Below are 13,377 nucleotides of genomic sequence, written 5' to 3' on the forward strand. Positions count from 1 at the left end.
AGTTTTAAAATTAAATTATTGTGCAGCAGCTTTCTTAATGGCCGCAACGGCCGCTTTCAGTACACCTAACCCATCGACTTTGCCATAAAGCACAGAGTCGATAACTTCCACCGGCTTATTCGGTAACAGCCGCTGAATTTCTGGAAGCATATACGCAATTTGTGGACCTAATAATACGACATCGGCTTCAGGGCCTTTTTCTCCAGCAAGTGTCTCAGGATAGGCCTCAATGATGACCGGCACTTCATATTTTTCGGCCTGTGCACGCATTTTAGAGACCAGCAGTGAAGTAGACATTCCAGCCGAGCAAAACAAATAGATGTGTTTCTTTTCCATGAGCGCTTCCTCAATTTGTAAGACCTGGCGGCTTCAGTATCATCTGATGTCTGACAGCCGGTTAAGACAGGTAATCATTCAATTAGTATTGTTTATGCATTGAGTATACGGCATCGTGCGGGGCCTGGATAATTCCTGGTTAATCAAAATTGTCTCTCATTGACCTCGTGTTTTGACTACCTTCACATTTCCCCCAAATAATTCGCGCAATTAAATAAGCATTAGCGGTCATAAAAAAACCCGACCAGTGGTCGGGCTTTCGTAGATCTCAGCATGTTGCATTACTTGCTGTTGCGCGGGTCGGTATCGTACTCCGCACAGGTCTGGTAGCCGGAGTTCATGACGCGACCGGTATCGTCGAGGGCAACAAAGTAGGTTTCAAGTTTACCATCTCGTTGACCCAGGATATAGGTCTGGCAGGTTCCACGTGCGTGGATCATGGTGACCTCAGAAGACGGTTTACCCGCAATCTGTAAAACCTGTGACCGGGTCATCCCTTTTTTGACATCTTTGACGACCGGTTGAGTGAACTGGTCGGCGGTACGATCGTAAGCCGTACACCCTGCCAGCATGGTCAAAACTGCTGCTGCGCCCAGAAATCCTGCTAAATTCTTGTTCATATTGCGTCCTCTTTTCTTCTGCGTGTTAATAAGCCTGGAATAAATACCGTTATTTTTCAAGCCGAAGGTACAAAAGGAGCAAATTTAAGCTTTTTCTAATAAAAAAATCCTATGTCATTGATTGCTCTCTTTTGCGCCACTCAATTCTGTGATCCTTGTCGTTTTCCCGGCAAAGAGGTAGCTTTAACCCCTACTGGCAGCCAAACAGATTCACTTTCCGGAGGGCGCGATGACGCTACAACAAGAAATTATTCAGGCGCTGGGCGCGAAGCCCCAGATCGATGCTGAGGGTGAAATTCGCCGCAGCGTGGACTTTTTGAAGTCGTACTTGCAGACCTACCCTTTTATTAAGTCACTGGTTCTGGGAATCAGCGGCGGCCAGGATTCAACCCTGACAGGCAAACTTTGTCAGCAGGCCATTAATGAACTGCGTGCCGAAACCGGCGATGAAAAGCTGCAGTTTATTGCCGTACGCCTGCCTTACGGTGTCCAGGCGGATGAGCAAGATTGCCAGGATGCGATCGCCTTCATCCAGCCGGATCGGGTGCTGACGGTGAATATTAAAGGTGCGGTACTGGCCAGCGAGCAGGCATTGCGGGAAGCCGGGATTGAGCTCAGCGACTTTGTTCGCGGCAATGAGAAAGCCCGTGAACGCATGAAAGCACAATACAGTATTGCCGGGATGACCCACGGCGTGGTGGTAGGCACTGACCATGCGGCGGAGGCGATTACCGGCTTCTTTACCAAGTACGGAGACGGCGGCACGGATATCAACCCCATCTTCCGTCTCAATAAGCGCCAGGGCAAGCAGCTGCTGGCGCTGCTGGGCTGCCCGGAGCATCTGTATAAGAAGCTGCCGACCGCCGATCTGGAAGACGATCGCCCGTCGCTGCCGGACGAAGCTGCGCTGGGCGTAACCTACGACAATATTGATGACTATCTGGAAGGTAAAACGCTGGATGCGAGCATCGCCCGAATTATTGAAGGCTGGTATCTGAAAACCGAGCATAAGCGCCGGACGCCGATCACCGTTTTCGATGACTTCTGGAAAAAATAACGCGCTCCCCCCGCATTTCTCTGACCCCGGCCATCGCCGGGGTTATTTTTTGCACTTTTCGCTGCCTGCACGCCCTGTTATACTGGATATATAACCAGCATCAGGAGCCCGTGTGGTGAGAAGGCAATCTGCCCCGCGTCTGGAATTCGACGCCGCGGCTATCTATGAATATCCCGAACATCTGCGTCCGTGGGTCGAGGCACTGCCTAATCTGCCGGGCGTGTATCTGTTTCACGGCGAGAGCGATACGCTCCCGCTGTATATCGGTAAGAGCGTGAATCTCCGCAGTCGGGTGCTGTCGCACCTGCGTACTCCCGAAGAGGCGGCCATGCTGCGTCAGGCGCGAAGCATCAGCTGGCAACGTACCTCGGGAGAGCTGGGCGCGCTGCTGCTGGAGGCGCAGCTGATTAAAGAACGCCAGCCGCTGTTTAATAAACGCCTGCGGCGTAATAAGCAGCTCTGCTCGTTGCTGTTGGAAGACATCCGCCCGCAGGTGGTGTACGCCCGCGAGGTTGATTTTTCCCACCACAATCATCTGTATGGCCTGTTCGCAAACCGGCGGGCAGCGCTGCAGGCGCTGAAAACCCTCGCTGACGAACATCATCTTTGCTACGGGCTGCTGGGACTGGAGACGCTTACTCCGGGCCGCGCCTGTTTCCGACACGCGCTGGGACGTTGCGCCGGCGCCTGCTGCGGTCGGGAAAGTCTTGCCGCACATCATGAAAGACTCCGCGCCCGGATGGCGCAGATGCAGCTGGTGTGCTGGCCTTGGCCTGGGGCCGTCGCGCTGGAGGAGAAAGGCCCGGACCTCACCCACTATCACGTCATTCATAACTGGCTGTGGCTGGGATCGGTCGAGACGCTGGAGCAGGCCGAGACCTTAACGCGCCAGCCGGCCGGTTTTGATCATGACGGCTACAAAATTCTCTGCAAACCGCTGCTGAGCGGCCGCTTTACGCTGCATCCGCTCTCCCCTCGTTAGCACAAAAAAAACCGCCGGTCCTGCCCAATGCCTGACGGCGATGTTGGGCAAGACCGGCGGTCTTCATTCATAGCGCTGAGTTATTCAGCTGGTGCAGGCATTTTACCTTCTGGCGCTTTGCGATCTGTCAGATGCTTCTCAAAATTCGCATTGAACTGTTTTTTCTGTTCCGGCGTCAGAATGTTGTAAATCTTGTTCTGGGTTTCCATACGGGAAAGCGCCATCGCTTTATGCTGCGCTTCCATTTTATCGATCTGCGCTTCCGCTTTCGCTTTATCGAAGGTATCGCTGGCGATCAGCTCATGCATCGCGCGGCGTTCGTCCAGGGACGGACGTTTCATGTTTTCGCGCTGGCCCTTCATGATGTCGCGGATCTGCTGTTTTTGCGCATCGGTCAGATTGAGCCCCTTGAACATCATTTCGTGCTGGCCGCCATGCATACCTTTATGGTGCATCATCGGTTTGCTTTCGGGCTGAGCCGCGGTGGTATCAGCAGCGTGAGCCAGGTTAGCGGCACCCAGAGCCAGTGTAGAGGCAACAAACAGAGCAGTAATCTTCTTCATATCCAGTCCTTACTTTAAGTTATTCTTACGGCGTGTTGCCGTGTTGACGAGATAAACTTTACGACGTTTATCGTCAATTAGTCAGAGCAAGAGTAAAACAATGAAAGTGTAAAAAACATTTTCTCACCAATTGTGGAGAAAATAAGGAAATTAAGGAGGGAATTGCAACAGAAAATACATAACGCATTGTTTTTTAATGGTTTTGATGGATTATAAAGCAGCAGAGATTAAAAACAAAGCATTTATCCAGGAATAATCTGCAATCAGCCCCCCGCGCACGAAAAAATAAAATTATGCACAGGAGGTGACTATACAAAATTAAACGGCCGCCCGAATGAGCGGCAGAATATTCGGCGAGCGGCTACGATAAACGCTCCAGCATCAACCCGGCCCGCAGCCCCCGCGCCACGGACGGGTTAGGAAACAGAACAAACTCCTGTGCCTTTTCTACCACATAGCGGGTATCACCATCTTCGGCGAGCAAGGTTCCGCCAGGAAAGGCGGTAAAATTGAGCGTCTGATCCGACATACAGAGATGAAAATTATCGCTATGACGGGTAATTTGCTGCACCACCCGATAGCGCAGCGGCGCCGGATCGGCGTCAACGACCGTCAGATCGCCCACCAGCAAACGCATTAGCGCCCGTTGGGTGACGTTAAATTGCGTCAGATTGTTAGCGCCAAACGGTAACGCCTTACCAAGTTCCAGGGTACAGGAGAGCGCAGCAAAGCGTTCGCAGCTGAAGTGGGTGAATGTCCCCGCCGGCTGCTGATGGAAGACCAGCGCCTCCAGCCCGGCACCTCCCAGCCAACTTAAAAACCCGTCATCCCACGGAGTTTCCCGCGCCGGAAGCACGCCAAAGCGCGTATGCAGCGATCCGCGTATCGCGGTATGTAAATCAAGGTGCCAGCGGCTGCCCGTGCCGGCGCCATAAAACCGCGTCAGTACCTGCTCCAGCTGACGCGCTCTGGCCGTCTCGTCGCTGACGGGAAAACGCTGCCAGCGCCCGCCAAACATCCGGTTCATGTCGCTGTCGCGGTAGCGCTTATTTTCCCGCAGCGCGAGCGGGTTGCCAAAGATCACCAGCAGCCGCCAGTGCAGCGGCAGCTCACCGCTAAACAGCTGCTGTAGCAGCAGATGGGTCATCTCCACCGGAGCGGTTTCATTGCCGTGGATACCCGCGGACAGAACCAGCGAACGCTCGCAGCGCGCATGCGGAGTCAATTGCAACACCCCGCAGTCCAGCCAGTGCCAGCGAAAATGCGCCGTTTCGCCATGAAAATGGTGAGGCAAACGCCCCGCCAGAGTTAATGCCAGAAAGTCGTCCACGACGCCTCCTTGAAACGAAAACTGAGTCACAGCGACTGCTGGAACGGATAAACGGAACCCAGCTGCAGGATTTGCGTCAGCCGATCGAGCGCCTCGCGACCTTCGTTCAGCAGTTGTGGATCCGCCAGATCCGCCTGGGTGAGACGATCGCGATAGTAGCGATCGACCCAGTCATTGAGGGTCACAAACAGCGCCTCGTTCATCAACACCGCCGGATTCACCGCCCGCAGCTCCGCCTCCGTCAACACCACTCGCAGGCGTAGACAGGCCGGCCCCCCGCCGTTCGCCATACTTTCGCGCAGATCGTAAACCTGCAGTTCATCAATCGGATTATCTGCGGCCAGAAGCGTATTCAGGTAGCGCCAGACGCCCGGATGTTCCTGTGCCTCCTGAGGGAGAATCAGCCGCATCGTTCCATCGGGCTTACTCAGCAACTGACTGTTAAACAGATAGGTCGCCACCGCCTCTTCTACCGTCACCGCCTGAGTCGGTACGATAACGGGCGTAAACCCGGCAACCTGCCCGGCAAGCTGGCGCATCAGCTGCGGCTGATCGACGAACGCCTGCTCATGGCAAAACAGCACCTGGCGATTACTCACCGCAATCACATCGTTGTGAAATACCCCTTTATCAATCACCGCCGGATTCTGTCGGGCAAAAATCACCTGCCGCGGGTTAACCTGATTCAGGCGCGCAACCGCCTGACTGGCTTCCAGCGTCTGCCGTGCCGGGTAGCGCTGCGGGCTTTCTCCCTCGCCGCCCTGCTGACGACCGTAAATAAAAAGCTGCAGACCCGGCGCGCCATACTCGCCGCCGAGGCGGTTATGGTTCGCCGCCCCTTCATCGCCAAACAGCGCCACCTGCGGTAGAGGAGGATGGATAGCAAAGCGCTGCTCATCGGGGAAGATCGCGCGCAGCAGCGCCTCGGTCGTTGGCGCTTCGCTGGCGCGGTGGAATTTATCGTTAAGATTGGCCACGGTCAGGTGAACCCGGCCATCCAGCGAATCGGCGGAAGGTGAAACCGTCGCCGCGTTGGCCACCCACATTGACGAAGCCGAGCTCACCGCCGACAGCAGATCCGGCGCCTGGCGGGCCGCCTTCTCGATGACCTGCGGATCGCTGCCGCTGAATCCAAGCTGGCGCAGCAGGGGAACATTCGGCCGTTCCTGTGGCGCAATGACGGCCTGGGGATAGCCGGCATCCGCCAGCGCCTTCATCTTTTTCAGCCCCTGCTTCGCCGCCAGCTGCGGGTTCGATACCCGATAGCGATGCCGTGTCGACGCCTCATTGCCAAAAGAGAGTCCGGCGTAGTGATGGGTCAGACCGGGAAGCCCGTCAAAATTTACCTCAAAGGCTTTCATCGTCCGGCTCCTCGCAGGAAGTCGAGACCGGGACTGAGGGTCTCCGGCAGCGTCAGTTCCGGCGTTTCGAGACTTGCCATCGGCCACGCGCAATAATCGGCCGCGTACCACGCTCCCGGACGGTGGTTACCGGAGGCTCCCACGCCGCCAAACGGAGCGGTGCTGGCGGCGCCGGTCAGCGGTTTGTTCCAGTTGACAATTCCGGCCCGCGCCTCCAGCAGCAGACGGTCGAATTTCTCGCGCTCTGCGGAAATCAACCCGCAGGAAAGCCCAAATCGAGTGGCATTCGCGAGAGTAATCGCCTCAGCAAAATCGTCATAGCGCCAGACGCTGAGCAGCGGACCAAAAACTTCCTCGTCGGCGACTTCCGCCACCGTCGTCAGCTCGATGATTCCCGGCGTCAGCAACGAGGTTCCGGCCCGTAGCAGCCGCGGCTCCAGCAGCGTTTTTCCGCCGTTAGCAACGTGCCCGAGCCAGGCCTGATGAACCTTTTGCGCCGCCTGGGGCGAGATCAGCCCGCCAAGGAACGGCTGCGGCGACGCATCCCAGGCGTCGGGCACCAAAGTTTGTGACACCGTCACCAAACGGGCAAGAAACGCATCGCCTTTCTCGCCGCGCTTCACCAACAGGCGACGAGCACAGGTACAGCGCTGTCCGGCGGTAATAAAGGCTGACTGGATGGTCAAATGTACCGCCGCATCGATGTCCTGCGGGTCGTCGACAATCAGCGGATTGTTGCCGCCCATTTCCAACGCGAGAATCTTTTCCGGCTGGCCGGCGAGCTGGCGGTGCAGCTGAAACCCCGTCGCCGAGCTGCCGGTAAACAGCAGCCCGTCAATATCCGGCTGGGCGCTGAGCGCTTCGCCGGTTTCTCGTCCGCCCTGCAGCAAGTTCAGAACCCCCGGCGGCAGTCCCGCCTCGGCCCATAGCTTCACCACCGCCTCGCCGCTGTGTGGCGTCAGTTCGCTGGGCTTAAACACCAGCGTATTCCCCGCCAGCAGCGCCGGCACAATATGCCCATTGGGCAAATGGCCGGGAAAATTGTATGGGCCAAACACCGCCAGCACGCCATGCGGGCGATGACGCAGCGTCGCCGAGCCGTCGCCCATAGCCGTCTGCGACTCACCGGTACGGCTATGGTAGGCTTTCAGGGAAATAGCGATTTTGTTGATCATCGCGCTGATTTCCGTTACCGCTTCCCACTGCGGCTTACCGGTTTCCGCGGCAATGATGGCGGTTAACTCTGTTTTGTTCGCTTCCAGCAGCGCGGCAAACTTTTCTACGATCGCCTGACGGACGCTGAACGGCTGTCTGGCCCACGTCGGGAAGGCTCGTCTCGCGGCACTGACCGCCAGCGCCACCTGTCCGGCATCGGCGTCGTTACCCTGCCAGAGCAGCGCCTGGCTGACCGGGTTGGTTTTTGTCCGCGCCGGACCGTGTCCGCTCTGCCAGTCACCGTTGATCCATAAACTCATGATTTTTTCTCCTCCGGAATCAGACGCACCAGTCTCACCCGGTCGCCGACATGGCATTTCAGGGCATCCAGTTCGCGCGCGCTTAACAGCAGGCGATCGGTATCCGGATCGGCGTGCACCAACAGCGCGCGAAACTGCAGATACTGCTCGTTGGCAACCAGGCATACCGGCCATTCCCCCGGTGCGGGCTGCCCTTCCGCAACGGTCACCAGCCGGCTTTTACGAATCGCCCGTACCCGGTCAATGTCGCACTCCAGCGTCGGCCCACCGTCGAAAATGTCGATATAGTTGCGGTAGCGAAACCCTTCTTTCTCCAGCACCGCACGTGCCGGCGCCGTTTGCGGGTGCACTTCGCCGATCACCGCGCGCGCCTCATCGGATAGAAAGTCGATATACAGCGGATGCTTCGGCATCAGGGCGGCAATAAAGGCTTTTTGCCCGGTCCCGCACAGGTAGTCGGCACGAGAGAACTCCATGGCGAAAAAGCGTTTGCCGAGGCTTTCCCAGAACGGGGAATAGCCCTGTTCATCAATCACGCCGCGCATCTCCGCCACCACTTTTTCATTAAAGTGTTCGCGGAACGCGGCCATAAACATAAAGCGCGATTTCGACAACAGATAACCGTTGCCCTCTTTACGCCAGGCCGGATCGAGAAACAGCGTGCACAGCTCGCTGCTGCCGGTGTGATCGTTGCTGAGAAACAGCGTCGGCAACGCATTGTAGACATTCAGCTCTTTCGAGGCATGAACCTGCGTCCCCACGCGGTAGTTGTACCAGGGATCGTTCAACCCCACCGCAACTTCGATAGCGCAAATCCCCACCACCGCGCCGCTGCTGGTCTCTTCAAGCACAAAAACATAGCCCTGTTCGCTTTTTGGCAGCTCCCCTCGCCAGGTTTTCTGTGAACGTTCAATCCGCGCCGCCAGCGTCTTTTCATCGGCAGGCAGCGATGTCAGGCCGCCGCCGGTTTCACCGGCCAGGGTCATCAGACCGGCCAGATCTTCGGCGGCTACAGGACGAATCACCATCATGATGACGCTCCCGCGAGGAAGTGTTGGCAGGCCAGCTCAAAGCGATCCAGCCCGGTTTTGACCTCTTCCTCACTCACAATGAGCGCCGGAGCGAAACGCACCACGTTCGCGCCGGCAATCAGAATCATCAGTCCCTCTTCCGCCGCCTGGGTACTGATGGCTTTCGCCTTTCCGGCCCAGGCATCATTGAGGACGCAGCCGATCAGCAATCCCAGCCCCCGGATCTCCTTAAACAGACCATAACGCGCGTTAATGGCGTTCAGTCTCTCGGTAAACCACTGGTGGCGCTGCTTCACGCCGTTCAGTACCGCCGGCGTATTGACGATCGACAGCACTTCGCCGGCCACCGCGCTGGCCAGCGGATTACCACCATAGGTGGTACCGTGCGTCCCGACGGTCATGACGCTGGCACAGGCTTCCGTTGCCAGCAGCGCGCCAATCGGGAAACCGCCGCCCAGCGCTTTCGCCGTCGACAGGACATCCGGCGTGACGCCATAGTGCATGTAGGCATACAGTTCACCGGTACGACCCACACCGGTCTGGACTTCATCAAAAATCAACAGCGCATGATGGGCGTCGCACAGCTCGCGCAGGCCGCGCAGGAAAGCCGGATCGGCTGGCACCACGCCCCCTTCGCCCTGCATCGGCTCGACAATGACCGCGCAGGTATTGTCATCGATAAGCGCCCGGGCTGATTCGAGATCGTTATAGACAGCATGCTGGATCTGCGGCGGCAGCGGGGCAAAATCCTGAGAATAGGCCGGCTGGCCGCCCGCGGAGACGGTAAACAAGGTGCGACCGTGGAAGGCATTTTTGAACGCGACGATACCGCTTTTATGGCTGCCGAAACGGTCATGAGCATATTTGCGCGCCAGCTTCAGCGCCGCTTCGTTAGCCTCTGCGCCTGAGTTACAGAAGAAAACGCGATCGGCAAACGTCGCGTCAATCAGCTGTTTCGCCAGGCGCAGGACCGGCTCATTGGTATACCCGTTGCCGGTGTGCCAGAACTTTCCGGCTTGTTCCGTCAACGCGCGAATGAGCTGAGGGTGAGCATGTCCCAGGGCATTCACCGCAATGCCGCCGGCAAAATCGATATACTCTTTTCCCTGCTGATCCCACAGGCGTGAACCTTCACCGCGTACCGGAATAAAAGCCGCTGGCGCGTAGACCGGCATCATCCATTCATCAAAATTGTTACGCGTAATTGACTGAGACATATCGACCTCTTCCGGTAAATAAAAAGTATGAATAATGTTAAAAATTATGGGCTATTACGCTGTAAATGTAGATTGCACGCTTCGTGCCAGCCAGAGGGGAAAATGCATAAATCAGAGTCAAGTAAGGAATATCAATAGGTTACGACTTCTCTTTATGCACAATAAATGCATAAATAGTGAATAAATATCTTATTCGCCGGCCATAACAGTGAATAAATCAAATAGTTTATGCATCGGTAAGATATAATTCTGTATTTGTGATCCTCTACGAAATTTATCGTAGATATCCGCCCTTTTTTAGCGCAGCCTGCGCCAGAATGGTGCGCGCGGGTTACGTCAGCGACGCCAATCGGAACAACAGGCACAATAAAATGCCTTCCGGCAGCCAGCCCGGCGAATTTCTGCTACCATCCCTGCACTATTCACCTTGCACAGTGGCAGCGACTATGAAATTTCTCTCTTTTAATATCAACGGCCTGCGTGCCCGCCCCCACCAGCTGGCCGCCATCGTCGACAAACATCAGCCTGACGTCATTGGCTTACAAGAAACCAAAGTACACGACGACATGTTTCCGCTCGAAGAGGTTGCAAAGCTCGGGTACAACGTGTTCTACCACGGTCAAAAAGGGCACTATGGCGTGGCGCTGCTGACCAAAGAGACGCCGGTCGCCGTACGCCGCGGTTTCCCCAACGATGGCGAAGAGGCCCAGCGCCGCATCATCATGGCGGAAATTCCGTCGGCATTCGGGAATGTCACGGTGATCAACGGCTACTTCCCGCAGGGCGAAAGCCGCGACCACGAAACCAAGTTCCCGGCAAAAGCGGCGTTCTACCAGAACCTGCAAAACTATCTTGATAGCGAACTGAACAAAGATAATCCGCTGCTGATCATGGGCGATATGAACATCAGCCCAACCGACCTTGACATCGGCATTGGCGAAGAGAACCGCAAGCGCTGGCTGCGCACCGGTAAGTGCTCATTCCTGCCGGAAGAGCGCGAGTGGATGGCGCGTTTGCTGGACTGGGGTCTGGTTGACACCTGGCGTCAGGCCAACCCGGACAACCAGGATCGCTTCTCCTGGTTTGACTACCGCTCCAAAGGCTTTGACGATAACCGCGGTCTGCGTATCGACCTGCTGCTGGCAAGCTCTCCGCTGGCGCAGCGCTGCGTAGAAACCGGTATTGATTACGACATTCGCGGTATGGAAAAACCGTCTGACCATGCGCCGGTCTGGGCCACCTTCAAACCGTAACGCGTTTTCTCCGTCGACTCTCCCGGCCTGACGGTCGCGGAGAGTCCGCTTATCCTGAGCAAAATCAATAAATCCGCGGTAAGACATTGTTGTAGCTCGCCATTTATTATACTGTCGCGCACACCCTGGCAAGCGGGGTGGAGGTTCACGGAACGCGGTTAAAACAGGAGATCCCCCATGCAAAAGAAGCCGTCATAAAGCAGAATCCCGGCTGCTGCTGATTTTCGCCCTGCTCTGCGCTACGCTGGCGATGATCTCCTTCTCCGGCTTTGCCGATCTGGTGACCCACTTCCGCCATCTCCAGTCGCTGATTCAACACAGCGGCCCGCTCGGCTGGACGCTCTATGTTGCCTTATTTATCGTCGCGACCCTGTGCCTGATTCCGGGCAGTATCCTGGTGATGGTCGGAGGCGTGGTCTTTGGCCCGGTATTGGGCACCCTGTTATCGCTGTGTGCGGCCACGGTGGCCTCGGCGCTCTCGTTTTTGCTGGCCCGCTGGCTGGGTCGGGATCTGCTGCTGAAATATGCCGGACATACCGCGACCTTTCAGGCGATTGAACGTGGTATTGCCCGCAGCGGTACTGATTTCCTGATTTTTACCCGCCTGGTGCCGCTGTTTCCGTACAACATTCAAAACTATGCCTATGGTCTGACGGCCATTCCGTTCGGCTCATTTATGCTGATCTCGGTCCTGACAACCCTGCCAGGGCTGTTTATCTATACCCTGATGGCGAGCGAACTCGCCAGAGAGGGCATTACGTTGGGGTTTATGCTGAAACTGAGTCTGACCGGCCTCGCCTTATTTGGCATCATTCAGGGCGCCAAAATCTTTGCCCGGCGGCGGCAGATCGATCCCGACAAACTGCAGGTTAGCCATGAAGAAAAATAACGCCCGTCTCATCTGGTACGCTCGCGCGGCGCTGATCCTCATTGTCGTGGCCGGGCTCGTCGCCTGGTGGCGTATCCCCGCCGTGAATGCGTTTATTCAGCACAGTCTGGCGGCTTTTTCCGCCCTAGATCAGCACGCCATTGAGCGCTTTATTCACGCCTACGGTCCGCAGGCGGCCCTGGTTTCTTTCGCCTTAATGATCCTGCAGGCTGTCGTGGCGCCGCTCCCCGCCTTTCTGATCACCTTCGCAAACGCGTCGCTGTTTGGCGCCTTCTGGGGCGGTGCCCTTTCCTGGGTCAGCGCCATGGCCGGCGCCGCGCTGTGTTTTTTTATCGCCAGGGTGCTGGGCCGTGAAGCGGTTGAGAAGCTGACCGGAAAAACGGTGCTGCGCAGTATGGACGCTTTCTTCGACCGCTACGGCCACCAGACGGTGTTGATCTGCCGGCTGCTGCCGTTTGTCCCCTTTGATCCCATCAGCTATGCGGCGGGTCTGACGTCGATTCGCTTTCGCCAGTTTATGTTTGCCACCGGCATCGGCCAGTTGCCCGCCACGATAGTGTACTCGTGGGTGGGCAGCCAGTTAACCGGCGGGACATTCTGGTTTATGACCGCCTTATCCGTTCTGTTTGCGCTGACGCTGATTATCTTTATTGCTAAAGCCTGCTATCTCGAACGTCATAAGAGGAAATCCTGATGAGGTTGCCGCCGCTGCGTACCATCCCCCTGATCCTGCGCCCGCAGGCCTGGCTGCATCGTCGCCACTACGGCGAGGTGCTTAGCCCTATTCGCTGGTGGGGGCGTATTCCGCTGGTCTTTTATCTGGTGTCGATGTTTGTCGGCTATCTTGAACGCAAGCGTTCGCCCCTTGATCCGGTGCTACGCGCGCTGGTCAGCGCCCGCATCGCTCAGATGTGTCTGTGCGAATTTTGCGTGGATATCACCAGCATGAAGCTGGCTGAACGCACCGGCAGCGCCGAGAAGCTCTTCGCCGTCGCCCGCTGGCGCCAGAGCCCGCTGTTCAGCGAAGACGAACGTCTGGCGCTGGAGTATGCCGAAGCCGCCAGCCTTACGCCGCCAACCGTCGACGATGCGCTGCGCGGCAAACTCATGGCGCGATTTGATGCCCAGGCCCTGACCGAACTCACGGCGCTGATCGGCTTACAAAATTTGTCGGCACGGTTTAATTCCGCCATGGCGATCCCGGCTCAGGGCCTGTGCCAGATCCCTCAGCCAACCTCTTCAGAAGACACCAAATCATAAGGA

14 protein-coding genes are annotated in these 13,377 nt (G+C 56.8%); 6 read left to right on the forward strand and 8 right to left on the reverse strand.

The genetic code is table 11. The features are described 5' to 3' along the window. Window positions 1-15: 15 nt before the first annotated feature. A complete protein-coding gene (chbB, locus tag OQV00_RS15570) occupies window positions 16-336 on the reverse strand; it encodes a PTS N,N'-diacetylchitobiose transporter subunit IIB (protein ID WP_004860916.1) in 321 nt (106 codons plus the stop codon). 281 nt (window positions 337-617) lie between these two features. Then, a complete protein-coding gene (gene osmE, locus OQV00_RS15575) occupies window positions 618-956 on the reverse strand; it encodes an osmotically-inducible lipoprotein OsmE (RefSeq protein WP_004860914.1) in 339 nt (112 codons plus the stop codon). 229 nt (window positions 957-1,185) lie between these two features. On the opposite strand from osmE, the gene nadE reads away from it, so the two are divergent. Continuing rightward, window positions 1,186-2,013, forward strand: coding sequence for an ammonia-dependent NAD(+) synthetase (gene nadE, locus OQV00_RS15580; RefSeq protein ID WP_004860911.1), 828 nt, complete (start codon window positions 1,186-1,188; stop codon window positions 2,011-2,013). Window positions 2,014-2,125: 112 nt separating this feature from the next. Beyond that, on the forward strand, window positions 2,126-2,995 hold the full coding sequence (gene cho / locus OQV00_RS15585; RefSeq protein WP_266278948.1) for an excinuclease Cho: 870 nt from the start codon (window positions 2,126-2,128) through the stop codon (window positions 2,993-2,995). An 80-nt stretch (window positions 2,996-3,075) separates the two neighbouring features. On the opposite strand, the gene spy is transcribed toward cho, so the two are convergent. From spy to astC, 6 genes are all read right to left on the reverse strand, one after another. Then, a complete protein-coding gene (spy, locus tag OQV00_RS15590; protein WP_004860902.1) occupies window positions 3,076-3,558 on the reverse strand; it encodes an ATP-independent periplasmic protein-refolding chaperone Spy in 483 nt (160 codons plus the stop codon). A 361-nt stretch (window positions 3,559-3,919) separates the two neighbouring features. Beyond that, window positions 3,920-4,888, reverse strand: coding sequence for a succinylglutamate desuccinylase (astE, locus tag OQV00_RS15595; protein ID WP_064359528.1), 969 nt, complete (start codon window positions 4,886-4,888; stop codon window positions 3,920-3,922). Between the two features lie 26 nt (window positions 4,889-4,914). Beyond that, window positions 4,915-6,249 (reverse strand): N-succinylarginine dihydrolase, encoded by a 1,335-nt coding sequence (gene astB, locus OQV00_RS15600; RefSeq protein ID WP_032717267.1) that lies wholly within the window; start codon window positions 6,247-6,249, stop codon window positions 4,915-4,917. Next, a complete protein-coding gene (astD, locus tag OQV00_RS15605; RefSeq protein ID WP_032717266.1) occupies window positions 6,246-7,724 on the reverse strand; it encodes a succinylglutamate-semialdehyde dehydrogenase in 1,479 nt (492 codons plus the stop codon). Before astD ends, astB begins: the two co-directional genes overlap by 4 nt. Continuing rightward, window positions 7,721-8,755: an arginine N-succinyltransferase gene (gene astA / locus OQV00_RS15610; RefSeq protein WP_064359531.1), complete on the reverse strand. Its 1,035-nt coding sequence runs from the start codon at window positions 8,753-8,755 to the stop codon at window positions 7,721-7,723. The genes astD and astA overlap by 4 nt, the downstream gene beginning before the upstream one ends. Then, window positions 8,752-9,972 (reverse strand): succinylornithine/acetylornithine transaminase, encoded by a 1,221-nt coding sequence (gene astC, locus OQV00_RS15615; protein ID WP_004860887.1) that lies wholly within the window; start codon window positions 9,970-9,972, stop codon window positions 8,752-8,754. The genes astA and astC overlap by 4 nt, the downstream gene beginning before the upstream one ends. 446 nt (window positions 9,973-10,418) lie before the next feature. Here astC and xthA point away from each other — a divergent pair, with 446 nt between their 5' ends. From xthA to OQV00_RS15635, 4 genes are all read left to right on the forward strand, one after another. Then, window positions 10,419-11,225 (forward strand): exodeoxyribonuclease III, encoded by an 807-nt coding sequence (gene xthA, locus OQV00_RS15620; RefSeq protein ID WP_015584590.1) that lies wholly within the window; start codon window positions 10,419-10,421, stop codon window positions 11,223-11,225. 250 nt (window positions 11,226-11,475) lie between these two features. Further along, on the forward strand, window positions 11,476-12,114 hold the full coding sequence (locus OQV00_RS15625; protein ID WP_266278953.1) for a TVP38/TMEM64 family protein: 639 nt from the start codon (window positions 11,476-11,478) through the stop codon (window positions 12,112-12,114). Beyond that, a complete protein-coding gene (locus tag OQV00_RS15630) occupies window positions 12,101-12,808 on the forward strand; it encodes a TVP38/TMEM64 family protein (RefSeq protein ID WP_004860879.1) in 708 nt (235 codons plus the stop codon). The genes OQV00_RS15625 and OQV00_RS15630 overlap by 14 nt, the downstream gene beginning before the upstream one ends. Continuing rightward, window positions 12,808-13,374 (forward strand): carboxymuconolactone decarboxylase family protein, encoded by a 567-nt coding sequence (locus OQV00_RS15635; RefSeq protein WP_015584593.1) that lies wholly within the window; start codon window positions 12,808-12,810, stop codon window positions 13,372-13,374. The genes OQV00_RS15630 and OQV00_RS15635 overlap by 1 nt, the downstream gene beginning before the upstream one ends. Window positions 13,375-13,377: the final 3 nt, after the last annotated feature.

This window comes from Klebsiella sp. DY2415, from assembly GCF_026314315.1.
Taxonomy (GTDB): Bacteria; Pseudomonadota; Gammaproteobacteria; order Enterobacterales; family Enterobacteriaceae; genus Klebsiella; species Klebsiella ornithinolytica.

Excerpts from the sequence above, each read along its gene's own strand:
- chbB (WP_004860916.1), bottom strand. The coding sequence starts at position 336 with ATGGAAAAGAAACACATCTATTTGTTTTGCTCGGCTGGAATGTCTACT.
- osmE (WP_004860914.1), bottom strand. The coding sequence starts at position 956 with ATGAACAAGAATTTAGCAGGATTTCTGGGCGCAGCAGCAGTTTTGACC.
- nadE (WP_004860911.1), top strand. The coding sequence starts at position 1,186 with ATGACGCTACAACAAGAAATTATTCAGGCGCTGGGCGCGAAGCCCCAG.
- spy (WP_004860902.1), bottom strand. The coding sequence starts at position 3,558 with ATGAAGAAGATTACTGCTCTGTTTGTTGCCTCTACACTGGCTCTGGGT.
- astB (WP_032717267.1), bottom strand. The coding sequence starts at position 6,249 with ATGAAAGCCTTTGAGGTAAATTTTGACGGGCTTCCCGGTCTGACCCAT.
- astD (WP_032717266.1), bottom strand. The coding sequence starts at position 7,724 with ATGAGTTTATGGATCAACGGTGACTGGCAGAGCGGACACGGTCCGGCG.
- astA (WP_064359531.1), bottom strand. The coding sequence starts at position 8,755 with ATGATGGTGATTCGTCCTGTAGCCGCCGAAGATCTGGCCGGTCTGATG.
- astC (WP_004860887.1), bottom strand. The coding sequence starts at position 9,972 with ATGTCTCAGTCAATTACGCGTAACAATTTTGATGAATGGATGATGCCG.
- xthA (WP_015584590.1), top strand. The coding sequence starts at position 10,419 with ATGAAATTTCTCTCTTTTAATATCAACGGCCTGCGTGCCCGCCCCCAC.
- OQV00_RS15625 (WP_266278953.1), top strand. The coding sequence starts at position 11,476 with ATGATCTCCTTCTCCGGCTTTGCCGATCTGGTGACCCACTTCCGCCAT.
- OQV00_RS15630 (WP_004860879.1), top strand. The coding sequence starts at position 12,101 with ATGAAGAAAAATAACGCCCGTCTCATCTGGTACGCTCGCGCGGCGCTG.
- OQV00_RS15635 (WP_015584593.1), top strand. The coding sequence starts at position 12,808 with ATGAGGTTGCCGCCGCTGCGTACCATCCCCCTGATCCTGCGCCCGCAG.